This is a genomic window from Jeotgalibacillus terrae (genome assembly GCF_016908195.1).
GTDB classification, from domain to species: domain Bacteria; phylum Bacillota; class Bacilli; order Bacillales; family Jeotgalibacillaceae; genus Jeotgalibacillus; species Jeotgalibacillus terrae.
Window position 1 is genome coordinate 1 of sequence record NZ_JAFBDK010000022.1, and the last position, 13,922, is coordinate 13,922.

Consider the following 13,922-nt stretch of genomic DNA (forward strand, 5'->3'; position numbering starts at 1 on the left):
GTAAAGTGTTTGAAAAGCTCATTGTCTTTTTTGTTCGAAAAAGACTTAAAATCTTAAAACGTTGACGTTTGGTTGTTTAGTTTTCAAGGTTCAATTCTTTCCTGCCGCTTTCTTCTTTACTATAGAAGAAACGCGGTGTTGCTCTCTCAAGCGACTTTCTTATATTAGCATAATTTATTTCCCTGCGTCAATAAGTTTTTTAAATTTTATTCTGTCGCGTTGTTGCCGCCTCATCAGCGACATTTAATATCTTAACAAGGGGGAGTAAAAAGATCAATAGGTTTTTAAAAAGTTTTTCAAAAAACATATATTCAGAGTATTCATAGTAAAAGAGCAGGTCTCCTCCTGCTCTTCATCAGCACCTAGACGTAATAGTGTCTGTGATAAATCCCTTTACCTTTTGTCTCTACTGGCTGTGTATTCACTACACCTTTATCTAGAAGAAATTCAATCATCACTGCAAGATCAACCGAGTAATAGCTCAATTCATCATGCAGGTGAAGCTCCTGAAAACTCCAGCTTTCCTTCTCTTCCATAATGCTGACCAGATGGCCGGATCCAACTTCCATTCTTGAATGGATTAAGAATTCGCTTGCTAAAAATAACAGTTCAAGTCTTTTCTCGAGCGTCTCTTCACTATTCACCAGTTCTTCATATAACTTATAGATTTCCGGTTCAATCTGTCTGACCTGGTTCCATACAGTAACTTCAGGATGGAATCCATTTTCAATCACGGCAAGTCTTGCAAGGTGATGAAGTGAATGGACTACGTGGTTGTACGCATCAAGAAAGTGTTTTGATTCAAAAAATGATTTACCGTCCATATACCTTCTGATGAGCTTTGCATATTCAATACCCATTTTGATTTTACGACCGTAGAAAGGAAAATCCTTCAATTCCTGACGCAGCTGATCGATAAATTCATTCCGGTCAAATACGGCTCTTCCATTTAACAGCCAGTCGACAACTTTGCGGTTCGATCCGAGAAGCAGCCACTCTCTCAGGCGGTCTTCTGTCACGATATGCATAGCAGCTTTTTTATCTTCATATGTGTAGTGCTTAATGAAAACAGGATTTTCAGATTCTTTTACAATGATCAATAGAATTGTATCAAACGTATCTGTAATCGGACTTTTTTTATCTCGCTTTTCCATAATAACGATCCCGAGCGTGTTGGTCTGACTGGCACGCTCCTGATAGATCGGACGTAGAATATCTTCCATGTGTAATGGCTCCTTCACTGTTTAAGTTGCTCAACTACATTTATTCGACATAAGGTCTTGATTTCCTTCATGTGTTTTCTTAATTATTCCGTCACGATTTCAATATTTTGTTTGCAGCTTTCTATGATATAGTAAAAGTGCAGGAGGGACAATTATGGCAAAAACTTATTCTAATAAAATTAACAAAATCCGTTCTTTTGCATTGGCGCTTGTTTTTATCGGTGTCATTGTTATGTATGGCGGAATTTTTTTCAGAGACAATCCGATCATTATGCTGATCTTTATTTCACTCGGCATGCTGTCTATTCTTTTTAGTATGGTGGTCTATTTCTGGATAGGGATGTTATCAACAAGGGCTGTCGTGGTTACATGTCCGAATTGCGAGAAGCCGACAAAAGTACTCGGCCGCGTGGATATGTGTATGCACTGCCGCGAGCCGCTTACGCTTGATCCAAATCTTGACGGTAAAGAATTTGATGAAAACTATAATAAGAAGAAAAAACAGTCTGCAGAACAATAAAAAAGCAGCTCCAGTGGAGCTGCTTTTTTATTGTTCTAATTAATGAGCGCCTGCTTTGGCTTCGCATTCTTTACATGTCCCGTATACTTCCATACGGTGATTATTCACTTTAAAACCTGTTACATGAGAAGCCAGGTGTTCAACTTCATCAAGTCCTGGATAATGGAAATCCACAATTTTTCCGCAGTCTTCACAAATCGCATGATAATGATCTGTTGTTACAAAATCAAAGCGGCTTGAAGCGTCTCCGTACGTAAGTTCTTTTACGAGCCCTATTTCACGGAATACACGCAAATTGTTGTAAACGGTCGCCACACTCATATTCGGGAATTTCCCTTCGAGTGCTTTATAAATTTCATCAGCAGTAGGGTGTGACATCGCGTCTACCAGATACTCCAAAATCGCATGACGCTGAGGAGTAATACGTACTCCTGTACCTTTCAGCGAATCTAATGCATCTCTTAATTGCACTTCTGACACCGCCATGCACCTTCTTTCTATATAAAGTCTTACTTTATAATGTTTATAAATAGTGTACCTGCCTCTTATTATATTTGTCAAATATATATAGGTAGAAAAAAGAAAAGGACTCCCTTGTAAAAGGAGCCCTGTTTCTGATTATTTATCATAGAATATATTCGCACCAGGTCCAAGATCAATACCTGTGTACATAAATACAAGAAGCATAATGACCCAGACAATCGAGAATACAATTGTGTAAGGAATCATAGTCGAGATCAGTGTACCGATCCCAACCTTCTTGTCATATTTCTGAGCAAATGCAATCACGATTGCAAAGTAAGGCATGAGCGGCGAAATGATGTTAGTCGTTGAATCTGCAATACGATACAGTACCTGAGTGAATTCAGGCGCATATCCAAGCTTCATCATGATCGGTACAAACACAGGTGCCATAAATGCCCATTTAGCCGAAGATGAACCGATAAACAAGTTGATGAGGCCTACTACAAACATAAAGGCCAGTACGAGCAGCATACCATCAAGACCTGCATCACTCAGCCAGCCTGCAGCATTGTAAGCAAAAATCTGTCCGAGGTTACTCGTGTTAAAGTATGCCACGAATTGACCTGCAGCAAAGGCAAGAACAATGTACATGCCCATTGTCGCCATGGTGTCACCCATCTGATTCGCTACGTCCGTATCATTTTTAATATTCTTCGTGACGATGCCATAGACAACACCAGGAATCAGGAAGAAGATAAACAGAATCGGTACCAGCGTCTGGAAGAACGGAGCTGACAGGATTTCATCATTTGGCAGACCTGCACGAAGCGGCCCCCATGACGGCACAACGAGCAGTGCGATCAGAACTGAAGTTACGATAATCGCAATCAGTGAAGCCCAAAGACCTTTTTTCTCTTCAGGACTTACTGTTGTCATGTCTTCGCCTTCTTCACCAGCGTAAGTTCCCTTGTATGTTCCAAGACGTGGCTCAACAATCTTCTCAGTTACAAATGTACCTGCAATTGTCAGCAGTACAACTGATGCGATCATAAAGTAATAGTTCATCAGGATATTCATACCATCAGCATAAGCCGGATTCACTGTTGCAGCTGCGGCAATGGTCAGATCACCTAATAACGGATCGAGTGATGTAACAAGAAGGTTTGCTGAGAAACCTGCCGATACACCGGCAAAAGCCGCTGCAAGACCGGCAAGCGGATGACGGCCAAGCCCGGCGAATAATACCGCTCCAAGCGGTGTAAGTACGACGTAACCCGCATCAGCGGCCATCGAAGACATAATACCGCCAAATACAAGTGCAGCTGTTAACAGCTGTTTTGGAACTGAAGTAACAAGTGCTTTCAGTGCTGCTGAGATCAGTCCTGATCTCTCAGCAATCCCGATACCAAGCATTGTTACCAGCACCGTACCTAAAGGCGCAAATCCTGTAAAGTTCGTCACAGCTGACTCGAACATATACAGAATCCCTTCAGAACTTAAGAGATTAAATACCGCAATCTCTTCACCTTCAGCATTTTCAACTGTCCAGCCTAAAGCTGAACCAAGTGCTGAAGCTAATACAACGATTGCTGCAAATAGAAAGAACAGCGTAACCGGATGAGGAAGCTTGTTACCAACGCGCTCGATACCATCAAGCCCTTTGGTAAAAAAACCTCGCTTTTTTGCAGTGTCCATTAATTTCCCCCACTTTTTCACAAAAATCAATTTTCTAAAAACTCACCTGACGACAGGTAAAGTCATTATAATGATCCTTTTCAGAAATTTAAAGGCTTACAGCAAAATCCAAAATAAAAACAATATTCTTATCATTAAAAAAACAAGGCTGAAACATTTGTCTCAGCCTTGTTAACTTATAACTTTCGTACTTGCAATAACTCTTGAACTAACGCTGTATTAAGCGCGATCTTTTAAGTACTGCAGAGTTTCTTCCACGTGTCCTTTCACTCTCACACCGCGCCACTCTTCAAGGATCGTACCGTCTTTATCAATTGCAAATGTTGATCTGACAATACCCATATATTCTTTACCAAAATTCTTTTTGAGTTGCCATACCCCGTAGTCTTCAGCCACTTTATGGTCTTCATCCACAAGCAGCGTGAATGGCAGATCATGTTTGTCTGCGAACTTTTTATGCTTTTCTTCAGGGTCCGGGCTGATGCCCAGAATAACAGCATCGAGTTCCTCAAACGACTGATGATTGTCTCTGAAATCGCAGGCCTGTGTGGTACATCCGGGCGTCATATCTTTAGGGTAAAAATAGAGAATCACCTGTTTTTCTCCCTGGTAATCCGATAGTGAGACTTCACTGCCATCCTGTGTTTTTAATGTAAAATCCGGTGCTTTCTGTCCTTTAGCTGCAGTCATCAAAAAACCTCCCTGGTTGATCTTTGACTAAAGCATAACGGACAGGGCTTTATTTTTCAAAAGATTGACTGCCTCCGTTTGCAATCAGAGTCCAGATGACAGTAACCGGCAGAACCTGTCCTATAAAAGCAGCTGTGACCGCAATCCCCCGCCCTATACCCTGAGGCAGCAGCTCGCCATTCCCTACTGAAAAGATCATCATAGCGCTGAAGTAAAGCATCGTCAGAAACAGCGCCCAGAATGATTCTGATTCAGCGTGGTCCACTACATCCATCCCTTCTATTTGAAATACAGTATAAATGACTGCAAATCCAATTAACAGAACAGTATATGTTAAGCTTAAATAAAGGAAATTCCGCAGCGAAAACATATAACCTTCCCATGGAAGTTTTAATAATGTTTTGACTGAGAGTGTCATTGTGAAGATTGTTGCCCCAACAAGCAGCCATCCCATATGCATACTCCTTTCGTTTGCAGATCTATATTGATCATATTAAAATACGTAAGAATCAATGACAGGAGGATATCAAATGAAACATACGAATTCTGAAGCGCTTCATGCTGAAGCACTTGAACATATTGTCGGCGGTGTAAACAGTCCGTCGAGATCTTACAAAGCAGTAGGCGGAGGATCGCCTGTTGCGATGGAACGCGGAAAAGGCGCCTACTTTTGGGACGTTGACGGTAATCAGTATATTGATTATCTTGCAGCATACGGACCAATCATTACCGGTCATGCGCACCCGCATATTACAAAGGCGATCCAGCATGCAGCTGAAACCGGTATCCTTTACGGGACACCGACAAAACACGAAGTTACATTTGCAAAAATGCTGAAGGAAGCCATGCCTGCAATGGAGAAGGTACGCTTTGTCAACTCCGGAACCGAAGCAGTCATGACGACAATCCGTGTAGCGAGAGCGTATACGGGACGTGATAAAATCATCAAATTCGCAGGCTGTTATCATGGCCACTCTGACCTTGTATTAGTTGCAGCAGGATCAGGCCCATCAACACTTGGCACACCTGACTCTGCCGGTGTCACAAAAAATATTGCAAGTGAAGTGATTACCGTACCGTTTAATGAAATCGAACCATTTAAAGAAGCACTTGATAAATGGGGAGATGAAATTGCAGGCGTTCTGGTTGAACCGATCGTTGGAAACTTCGGAATCGTTGAGCCGAAAGAAGGCTTCCTGAAACAGATCAATGAATTAACACACAAAGCCGGAGCCCTGGTTATTTATGACGAAGTGATCACTGCTTTCCGGTTTATGTATGGCGGTGCTCAGGACCTGCTTGGTATCAAGCCGGATCTGACTGCAATGGGTAAAATTATTGGTGGCGGACTGCCAATCGGTGCTTATGGTGGAAGAGTGGATATTATGGAACAGATCGCACCGCTAGGCCCGGCTTATCAGGCAGGGACAATGGCCGGTAACCCGGCTTCCATACAGGCCGGCATTGCGTGCCTTGAAGTATTGAAGCAGCCCGGCGTATATGAGGAAATGGACCGTCTCGGAAAAATACTTGAAAACGGGATCGCAGCAGCTGCCAAGAAGCATAATGTCACGATCACAATTAACCGTCTGAAAGGCGCCCTGACCATCTACTTTACCGATCAGAAGGTCGTAAATTATGAACAGGCTGAAGCAACGGATGGTGAGACTTTTGCCCGCTTCTTTAAGCTCATGCTTGAACAGGGTATTAATCTTGCCCCTTCAAAATACGAAGCATGGTTCCTGACGACTGAACATACAGAAGAAGACATTCATCAAACACTTGAAGCAGTCGATGTTGCTTTTTCGAAATTATAATCACCAATTAATATGAGAGGAGGCGTTTTCGAATGTGAAAACGCCTCCTTTTTTCCAATGTCAATTTCTTGTTTAATTCGCTTGCAGTAAGCCTTAATCCAATGTATATTACTACTATTGCCAAGCGCAATAATAAACGTGAGTTACGTTAAGAAAGGACTTATTTTATACATGAAGCTTGGAGCCCGCGTATTAAAAACGGGAATTGCAATTGTCCTTGCTCTCTTTTTAGCTGAACAGCTGAACCTGCCGACTCCGATATTTGCCGGGATCGCTGCAGCCTTTGTCGTTCAGCCGACAATCTACCGGTCATTTGTCTCAATTCTTGAGCATATTCAGGCAAATGTCATAGGTGCTGTTGTCGCAATTGTATTCGTATTGCTTTTTGGTAATGACGTAGTTGTCATCGGCTTTGCAGCTGTCATTGCAATCACGATTATTCTTAAGCTCCGTATTGAATCAACAATTGGTCTTGCACTTGTTACATTGATTGCGATTATGGAAGTACAGAATGACGAATTTATCACATTTGCACTGCTGCGTTTTGCAGCGATTATGCTTGGCGTATTGTCATCATTTATTGTTAATCTTATTTTTATTCCGCCAAAGTACGAAAATAGACTGTTTCATCATATCTCCACAACAACTGACGATATGATCAAATGGATCAGACTGAGCACACGTCATGCGACTGAACATCAGCTGTTGAAAAAGGATATTGAAAAGTTTAAGGAACGATTAATGAAAATTGATCAGATTTATCTTTTATATAAAGAAGAACGCGGCATTCTGAAAAAGAATTCGGTTGCTAAAACGCGTAAACTCGTTGTCTACCGGCAGATGATTTCAACTGAGAGACGAAGCTTTGAAATTCTTAAGAGGCTTCACCGTTTTGAAAATGATATTCACCACGTACCTGAATCGCTTCAAATGATTATTCAGGAGCAGCTTGATTGTCTGATGAGTTATCATGAACAGCTGCTAATGCGGTTTGCCGGAAAAATTAAGCCTGCTATCGATAATGAGCAGATTAATCATACGTGCATGAATCATAAGGAATTAACGGATATTTTCATGAAGGAAGTTAATCAGGCGCGCAATGAAGAGGAAAACAGCGGTTATCATCTGCTGCATGTACTTTCTGCGATGCTTGAATATGAAGAGCACCTGTCTCACCTTGATACGCTGATCGCTTCGATGCAGTGTTACCATCAGGAGGATCAGGAAGTACAGCTTCAGGAACGGGAAATCTAAAAAACGCGATTGGAAAGTCAACTTTCCAATCGCGTTTTTCTATTCTCCAAGCTGTTGCACCTGGAACAGGTTATAGTAAAGACCCTTTTTCTCCATCAGCTGCTGATGGTTACCGCTTTCTGCGATCTGTCCGTGATTAATCAAAATGATCCGGTCAGCGTGTGTAATGGTTGAAAGTCTGTGAGCCACAATAAAAGTAGTCCGGTCTTTAGCGAGCTTCTCAATTGAATCCTGAATCAGCTGTTCACTTTCAAGATCAAGCGCTGAAGTCGCTTCATCCATTATCAGAATCGGTGGATTTTTCAGGAACACCCGCGCAATTGCAACGCGCTGCTTTTGTCCACCTGAGAGTTTCACACCCCGCTCACCTACTTTGGTGTAATAGCCTTCAGGAAGTTCCATTATAAAGTGATGGGCATTAGCCGCTTTTGCAGCTGCAATCACTTCTTCTTCTGTCGCTTCAGGATTTCCCATTTTTATATTCATCATGACAGATTCACTGAAAAGAATATTATCCTGCAGCACCATGCCAATCTGATTTCTCAGACTGCGCGCCTGCACATCACGGATATCCTTCCCATCAAGCAGGACTCTGCCTTTCGTTACATCATAAAAACGCGGGATCAGACTGACGATGGTCGACTTACCGCCGCCACTCATACCGACAAACGCAATCGTTTCACCTGCACGTACATGAAGATGAACATCTTTTAATACGTCTTCTTCTTTTTCATCGTAAGTAAAAGAAACGTGGTCAAAAAAGACCTCTCCCCTTACGTTACTAACCTCTTTTGCACCCGGCTTATCATCCACATCATATTTTTCATCGACAAGCTCGAATACGCGGTCCATTGATGCGATCGACTGCACGAGTGTAGTTGAACTGTTCACCAGTCTTCTGAGCGGATTATATAAGCGTTCTACATAAGCAATAAAGGCAACCATAACCCCAAGCGTCAGGTCACCATTGATGACGCTGTAGCCTGCATAACCGATGACAATTAACGGCGCAATATCAGTAATCGTGTTCACGACCGCAAAAGCTTTTGCATTCCATTTTGTCTGGTCAATCGCTTTATCGAGAAAGTTTCCGTTCCGCTGGTCGAACTGTTTCTGTTCATGCGGTTCTACTGCAAAACTTTTAATGACACTCATTCCCTGTACACGTTCATGTAAATAACCCTGCACTTCGGCAAGTGCCTGTGAGCGATAGCGTGTCAGTGAACGCAGTCTCCCAAAGAAGTACTGGACAGAAAATGCATAGAGCGGGAAAACGATTAAAGATACGAGCGTCAGCTTCACATCGTAACTAAGCATAATTCCGACTGCAATTAAAATCGTGGCAATATCAAGCCACAGATTCATCAACCCTGTCATGACGAAGTTCTTCGTCTGTTCAACGTCATTAATGACCCGGGAGATCACCTCACCCGCTCTTGTATTGGAATAATACTTAAAGCTTAATTTCTGCAGGTGTGAAAACAGCTGATCTCTGATATCAAATAAAATCTTATTACTTGTCCACTGTGCAAAATATTGTCTGTAATACTCAACCGGTGGTCTGACAATAACAAACAGTACCATCGCTCCACCTATGAGCCAGTACAACTGGTTCAGCTTTTCATCTGCCCCCATATCCCCGTTTACAATATCATCAATAACGTATTGAATCAGAACCGGAATTAACAGGGGAATGGCAAACTTAATCACACCGATCAGCAGTGTGAAGATAATCTGCCATTTATATGGTGCTACGAATTTCATATATCTTTTTATACTGTCCATACATATCCCCTCCTCTTTCTACAAAACACGCACTGTAAAAGTGAACTGATGATTTCCGCTGCAATCACCAGCTGTGCTAAAACAACATTGAGCTTTAAAATAGCCTTGCCTTTATAACTTAAAACAACAGATTTAAACATAAAAAATCCTGTTGAAACTGGCCAACAGGAATGGTCGTGTTCATTCTTTTAAGCGGTATCTTTTTTGAAATTGATATCTGCTGTGCCAAACATCGATAAAGTCAGGTGCAAACGGCCCTCTTCTTTGCTTGATCCAGCGAATCAGTTTATCAACATTGCGCTGAAGGATTCTGTCGATTACCGGAGGATAACCCATCAGCTTCCTGTGCTCCTCATATTCATCTTCATCAAGCAGCGTATATGACATATCCGGATATACTTTAATATCAAGATCATAATCAATGTATTTTACTGCTTTATCTTCATATACAAAAGGCGAGCTCAAGTTACAGTAATAATAAACCCCGTCATCACGGAGCATACAGATAATATTAAACCAGTGTTCCGCATGAAAGTAACAGATTGCAGGCTCTCTAGTCAGCCAGGTACGTCCGTCAGATTCAGTCACAATTGTACGGTCATTACCTCCGATGACAATATTTCTCGTTCCTTTCAGAACAGTTGTCTCCTGCCAGACCCGGTGAATGAGCCCATCGTGTTTGTAGCTGTGTATTTGTATACTCTGCCCTTCTGCTGGTAGCGTCATCCTCCATCTCCTGCCTTTGATTAAAAAATTTACATTTTCCTGATGATTGTCAGGTCCGCTCATGTATGTATTTCACTATTATAACTCTTTCATAAAAAAAGAGCCACCCAGACGGGCAGCTGCTTAGATGATTCTATTCAGTTCTTATATGAACGACTTCATTCATCTGGTGATCAAACTTTTCCTGTACCTGTTTTAACCTGCAATCGAGTTCCTGAAGCTGAATGTAGAGCTGATCTGCTGAATCATGTATTTCCATAGACAGTAAGAACTCCCGCATTTTCTTTTTCTTCTCGATTTCTGCATAGAGATGAAGTAGTTCCTCTGCCGTTTCCATTTGCTGATAGACCTTTGCTTTAAATGTATTCATAAAGTGAAATCCCTCCTGATAAGAACAGATTCCACTTTTAATCGATTTCTCCTTTGACTCCTTTTGTCGTTCGTCCATAAATATTACGACAAAAAAACCGCCCAGGGGCGGTTTTTTCGACATTCATTATGAACGTTTGTTTTGCTGCTGGTTCTGATTGCCTTTATTAGCTTCAGATTGCTTGTTCTGCTGTCTTACTTCAGCAGCATTTGTTTCTGAAGCGAACTCTTCAGCAAATGCTCCTGCATTTTGCTGCTTTACTTTTTCAACATTTGTGCCGGCTTGTGTTTTGTTTGGCTGTTTTTTCATTGAGATCTCACCTCCGTGACACTTAATATGGTCCGGAGCGTGCGATCTTATTCATAACTTATACAAGAAGTGATCTGCCGCCATCTACAATGATCGTCTGGCCGCAGATCATGGATGAGTCATCAGAGACAAGAAATAAAATTGTTTTAACAAGATCATCAATTTCAACCATTCTTCCTGCCGGTGTTTTACTTCTTGCGTCTTCAAGCAGTTCCTCACGATTAGGGAAATGAGTCAGTGCTTCTGTATCAATCGCGCCGCCTGATACAGCATTTACAACGATTTTCCTTGGTGCAAGTTCCACTGCAAGGTAACGTGTCAATGCCTCGAGCGCTGCTTTTGAAACACCAACAGTCGTGTAGTTATCAAGATAGCGTATTGAACCGAGTGAAGAAATGCTGACAATTCTGCCGCCTTCTTCAGGCATGAGCTTTACTGCTTCCTGCGCACAGAACAGCAGCGCTTTACTGTTAATATTCATCGTCCAGTTCCAGTGTGATTCTTCAAGTTCCATTGCAGGACGCAATACACCTGAAGCTGCATTATTAATAAAGACATCCAGTCTCCCGAAATGTTCTTTAATTTGTTCAAACATTGATTTAATTTTTTCGTTATCCCCAACGTTTGCACGGACAATGAGTACTTTGCGGCCCATTTCTTCAATCTGAGCTGCTGTTTCCTGGGCAGCCTTTTTGCTTCTCGCATAATTGATCACAATATCGTACCCTTTTTCAGCCAGAGCCATCGCTGCTGCTTTACCTACACCTCTGCTGCTGCCTGTTACTAATGCTACTTTGTTTGTCATTTTTCTGTCTCCTTTTCTGTTGACTCTTTCCAGCGGTTAGCGATTTTCCTGTGAGAAACAGGCATGGCCACCTTTTCAATCTCAGTCTGGTCCACCCACTTTATCTGTTCTGTCAGCGCAGGCTCTTTTGTAACGGTCACCCGTCCAACTTGCATCTTCCAGACAAGATGAGTGAATATATGATCCTGAGTCATCCACTTTTCATCAGTCAGGGTTGCTTCTACTTCATGATCCGCTTGTAAGTATTCGATCATTTGCTGCCCGGCATTTACACCAGGTGTTTTTTCAAAGCTCGGAAATTCCCACATATTAGCAAGCAGTCCTTGCTCCGGTCGCCTGCTGATCAGCACTTTACCTTTATTATTTTCAGCGATAACAGTCAGCAGTTCAACTGTTTTTGCCGCTTTCTTTTTACTTTTTACAGGTAATTCATGCTGTGTACCTTCTGCAAATGCAGCGCAGTGTTCCTGTACGGGACACAAAAAGCATGAAGGTGAAGTAGGAGTGCAGACAATTGCACCGAGTTCCATGAGAGCCTGGTTAAAATAAGAGGGATTCTCTTCATAAATGATTGCTCTCACTGCAGTCTCAAATTTCTTCCTTGAAGCAGGCTTAGCAATGTCATCATCGATTGATAAGATGCGCGACATCACTCTCATCACGTTGCCATCTACTGCCGGTTCAGGCTTGCCATAGGCGATACTCAGAATAGCACCTGCTGTATAGGGACCTACACCTTTAAGTGAAGAAATTTCCTTGAGGTTATCTGGCACAATTCCCTGATAGCTTTCATGCACTTCCCTGACCGCTGACTGAAGATTTCTCGCTCTGGAATAATAACCGAGTCCCTCCCAGGCTTTTAAAACATCTTCTTCAGGTGCAAAAGCAAGTGCCTCAACTGACGGAAACTGCTCCATAAAACGGTTATAATAAGGGATAACCGTATCCACACGCGTCTGCTGAAGCATGATTTCAGAGACCCATACTCTATATGGGTCACGGTTTTCACGCCATGGCAGTTCTCTCATTTCCTGTTCAAACCAACTGACAAGATCCTCACCAAATTTTTTGGCATTTACCTTTTTTATTCGCTTTTCTAGTTCTTCATTCATAAATCATCATCCTTTGTGTTAAATCACTGGTGTTCGGGGGAATAGTGTATTGACAGCCGTTTTAGTAGGCAGATCATTTCTTGCAATATATACTTGTAATACGAGATAATTAAAAACTGAAACGTACGTTAGGAGGAGTCGCACATGGATACTGGTACTCATATCGTAATGGGATTTGCGATTGGCGGTCTTGCTGCCATTGACCCAGTTGTTGCAAACGATCCTGCAACTGCCCAGAGCGTATTAATAGCTGCTGTGATCGGCTCACAGGCTCCTGACGCTGACACAGTGCTGAAACTCCGTAATAATGCTGTATATATCAGACACCACCGTGGGATTACACATTCTGTTCCGGCTGTGATGCTGTGGCCGATTGCCATTACTGCAGCAATCTTTCCATTCTTTCCTGAAGCGAATCTGCTTCACTTATGGCTATGGACGTTTCTTGCTGTATTTTTGCATGTATTCGTTGATATTTTCAACAGCTATGGCACTCAGGCACTCAGGCCCTTTTCATCCAGGTGGGTAGCGCTCGGTGTGATCAACACATTTGATCCGATTATATTCGGAATACACATCATCGGACTGATCATCTGGGGATTTGGTGCAAATCCTGTTCCAACTTTTCTCATTATGTATACAGTCATTGTCGGCTATTATGTGATCAGGTTTATGCTGCAATCCGCGGTGCGTCATTCCATTAAAAAAACGATACCGAAAGCGGATAATGTTATTATCGCACCTACAATCCGCTTTTACCAATGGCGAATTGCAGCCGAGACAAAAGAGCATTTTTATGTGGGACGGGCATATGGAAGATCGATTACGATATATGACAAGTTCAAAAAGAAGTCTATTCCTGATAATGAAATTTTTCAAAAAGCAAAAACTGACCGCAATGTATCAGCTTTCTTATCCTTCTCTCCTCTTTACAGGTGGGAACTGAGTGAAGGCGATGATCAGTACGAGGTACGATTTATTGACCTGAGATACCGCAGTAATGATCACTATCCATTTGTTGCGGTTGTCCAGATGGATAAGGATCTGGATATTCAGAGTTCTTATACAGGCTGGATCTTCAGCGAAGAAAAGCTGCAGAAGAAGCTGGATATTCTGCCGAATGAATAACGAAGCAGCAGGCATGAGCCTGC

15 protein-coding genes are annotated in these 13,922 nt (G+C 42.2%); 4 read left to right on the forward strand and 11 right to left on the reverse strand.

Annotated elements, in window-relative coordinates; translation table 11 throughout:
• Positions 1-362: 362 nt before the first annotated feature.
• Complete coding sequence (locus JOD21_RS16535; protein WP_204730672.1) at positions 363-1,223, reverse strand: nucleotidyltransferase-like protein; 861 nt, start codon at positions 1,221-1,223, stop codon at positions 363-365.
• A gap of 154 nt (positions 1,224-1,377) precedes the next feature.
• On the opposite strand from JOD21_RS16535, the gene JOD21_RS16540 reads away from it, so the two are divergent.
• Positions 1,378-1,743 (forward strand): YgzB family protein, encoded by a 366-nt coding sequence (locus JOD21_RS16540; protein WP_204730673.1) that lies wholly within the window; start codon positions 1,378-1,380, stop codon positions 1,741-1,743.
• 39 nt (positions 1,744-1,782) lie between these two features.
• On the opposite strand, the gene perR is transcribed toward JOD21_RS16540, so the two are convergent.
• The 4 genes from perR to JOD21_RS16560 form a co-directional block, all read right to left on the reverse strand.
• Entirely contained in the window at positions 1,783-2,229 is a 447-nt protein-coding gene (gene perR / locus JOD21_RS16545) for a peroxide-responsive transcriptional repressor PerR (RefSeq protein ID WP_204730674.1), read from the reverse strand.
• 132 nt (positions 2,230-2,361) lie between these two features.
• Positions 2,362-3,903 (reverse strand): AbgT family transporter, encoded by a 1,542-nt coding sequence (locus JOD21_RS16550; RefSeq protein WP_204730675.1) that lies wholly within the window; start codon positions 3,901-3,903, stop codon positions 2,362-2,364.
• 219 nt (positions 3,904-4,122) lie between these two features.
• On the reverse strand, positions 4,123-4,593 hold the full coding sequence (bcp, locus tag JOD21_RS16555) for a thioredoxin-dependent thiol peroxidase (RefSeq protein WP_204730676.1): 471 nt from the start codon (positions 4,591-4,593) through the stop codon (positions 4,123-4,125).
• A gap of 49 nt (positions 4,594-4,642) precedes the next feature.
• Positions 4,643-5,047 carry an ion channel gene (locus JOD21_RS16560; RefSeq protein WP_204730677.1) on the reverse strand — a complete coding sequence of 135 codons (405 nt, stop codon included), beginning with the start codon at positions 5,045-5,047 and terminating at the stop codon, positions 4,643-4,645.
• Positions 5,048-5,123: 76 nt separating this feature from the next.
• Here JOD21_RS16560 and JOD21_RS16565 point away from each other — a divergent pair, with 76 nt between their 5' ends.
• Both JOD21_RS16565 and JOD21_RS16570 read left to right on the forward strand, forming a co-directional pair.
• On the forward strand, positions 5,124-6,410 hold the full coding sequence (locus JOD21_RS16565; protein ID WP_204730678.1) for a glutamate-1-semialdehyde 2,1-aminomutase: 1,287 nt from the start codon (positions 5,124-5,126) through the stop codon (positions 6,408-6,410).
• Between the two features lie 138 nt (positions 6,411-6,548).
• Complete coding sequence (locus tag JOD21_RS16570; RefSeq protein ID WP_338032917.1) at positions 6,549-7,664, forward strand: FUSC family protein; 1,116 nt, start codon at positions 6,549-6,551, stop codon at positions 7,662-7,664.
• Between the two features lie 39 nt (positions 7,665-7,703).
• On the opposite strand, the gene JOD21_RS16575 is transcribed toward JOD21_RS16570, so the two are convergent.
• The 6 genes from JOD21_RS16575 to mutY form a co-directional block, all read right to left on the reverse strand.
• Positions 7,704-9,449, reverse strand: coding sequence for an ABC transporter ATP-binding protein (locus JOD21_RS16575; RefSeq protein WP_204730679.1), 1,746 nt, complete (start codon positions 9,447-9,449; stop codon positions 7,704-7,706).
• Between the two features lie 180 nt (positions 9,450-9,629).
• Positions 9,630-10,175, reverse strand: a complete 546-nt coding sequence (gene ntdP / locus JOD21_RS16580; RefSeq protein WP_204730680.1) for a nucleoside tri-diphosphate phosphatase — start codon at positions 10,173-10,175, stop codon at positions 9,630-9,632.
• 133 nt (positions 10,176-10,308) lie between these two features.
• Positions 10,309-10,545 carry a YgaB family protein gene (locus JOD21_RS16585; RefSeq protein ID WP_204730681.1) on the reverse strand — a complete coding sequence of 79 codons (237 nt, stop codon included), beginning with the start codon at positions 10,543-10,545 and terminating at the stop codon, positions 10,309-10,311.
• A gap of 126 nt (positions 10,546-10,671) precedes the next feature.
• Entirely contained in the window at positions 10,672-10,854 is a 183-nt protein-coding gene (locus JOD21_RS16590; RefSeq protein WP_041122029.1) for a gamma-type small acid-soluble spore protein, read from the reverse strand.
• Between the two features lie 58 nt (positions 10,855-10,912).
• Positions 10,913-11,659, reverse strand: a complete 747-nt coding sequence (gene fabL, locus JOD21_RS16595; protein WP_041122028.1) for an enoyl-[acyl-carrier-protein] reductase FabL — start codon at positions 11,657-11,659, stop codon at positions 10,913-10,915.
• Positions 11,656-12,771 (reverse strand): A/G-specific adenine glycosylase, encoded by a 1,116-nt coding sequence (gene mutY, locus JOD21_RS16600; protein WP_204730682.1) that lies wholly within the window; start codon positions 12,769-12,771, stop codon positions 11,656-11,658. Before mutY ends, fabL begins: the two co-directional genes overlap by 4 nt.
• 144 nt (positions 12,772-12,915) lie before the next feature.
• On the opposite strand from mutY, the gene JOD21_RS16605 reads away from it, so the two are divergent.
• Positions 12,916-13,899 carry a metal-dependent hydrolase gene (locus JOD21_RS16605; RefSeq protein ID WP_204730683.1) on the forward strand — a complete coding sequence of 328 codons (984 nt, stop codon included), beginning with the start codon at positions 12,916-12,918 and terminating at the stop codon, positions 13,897-13,899.
• Positions 13,900-13,922: the final 23 nt, after the last annotated feature.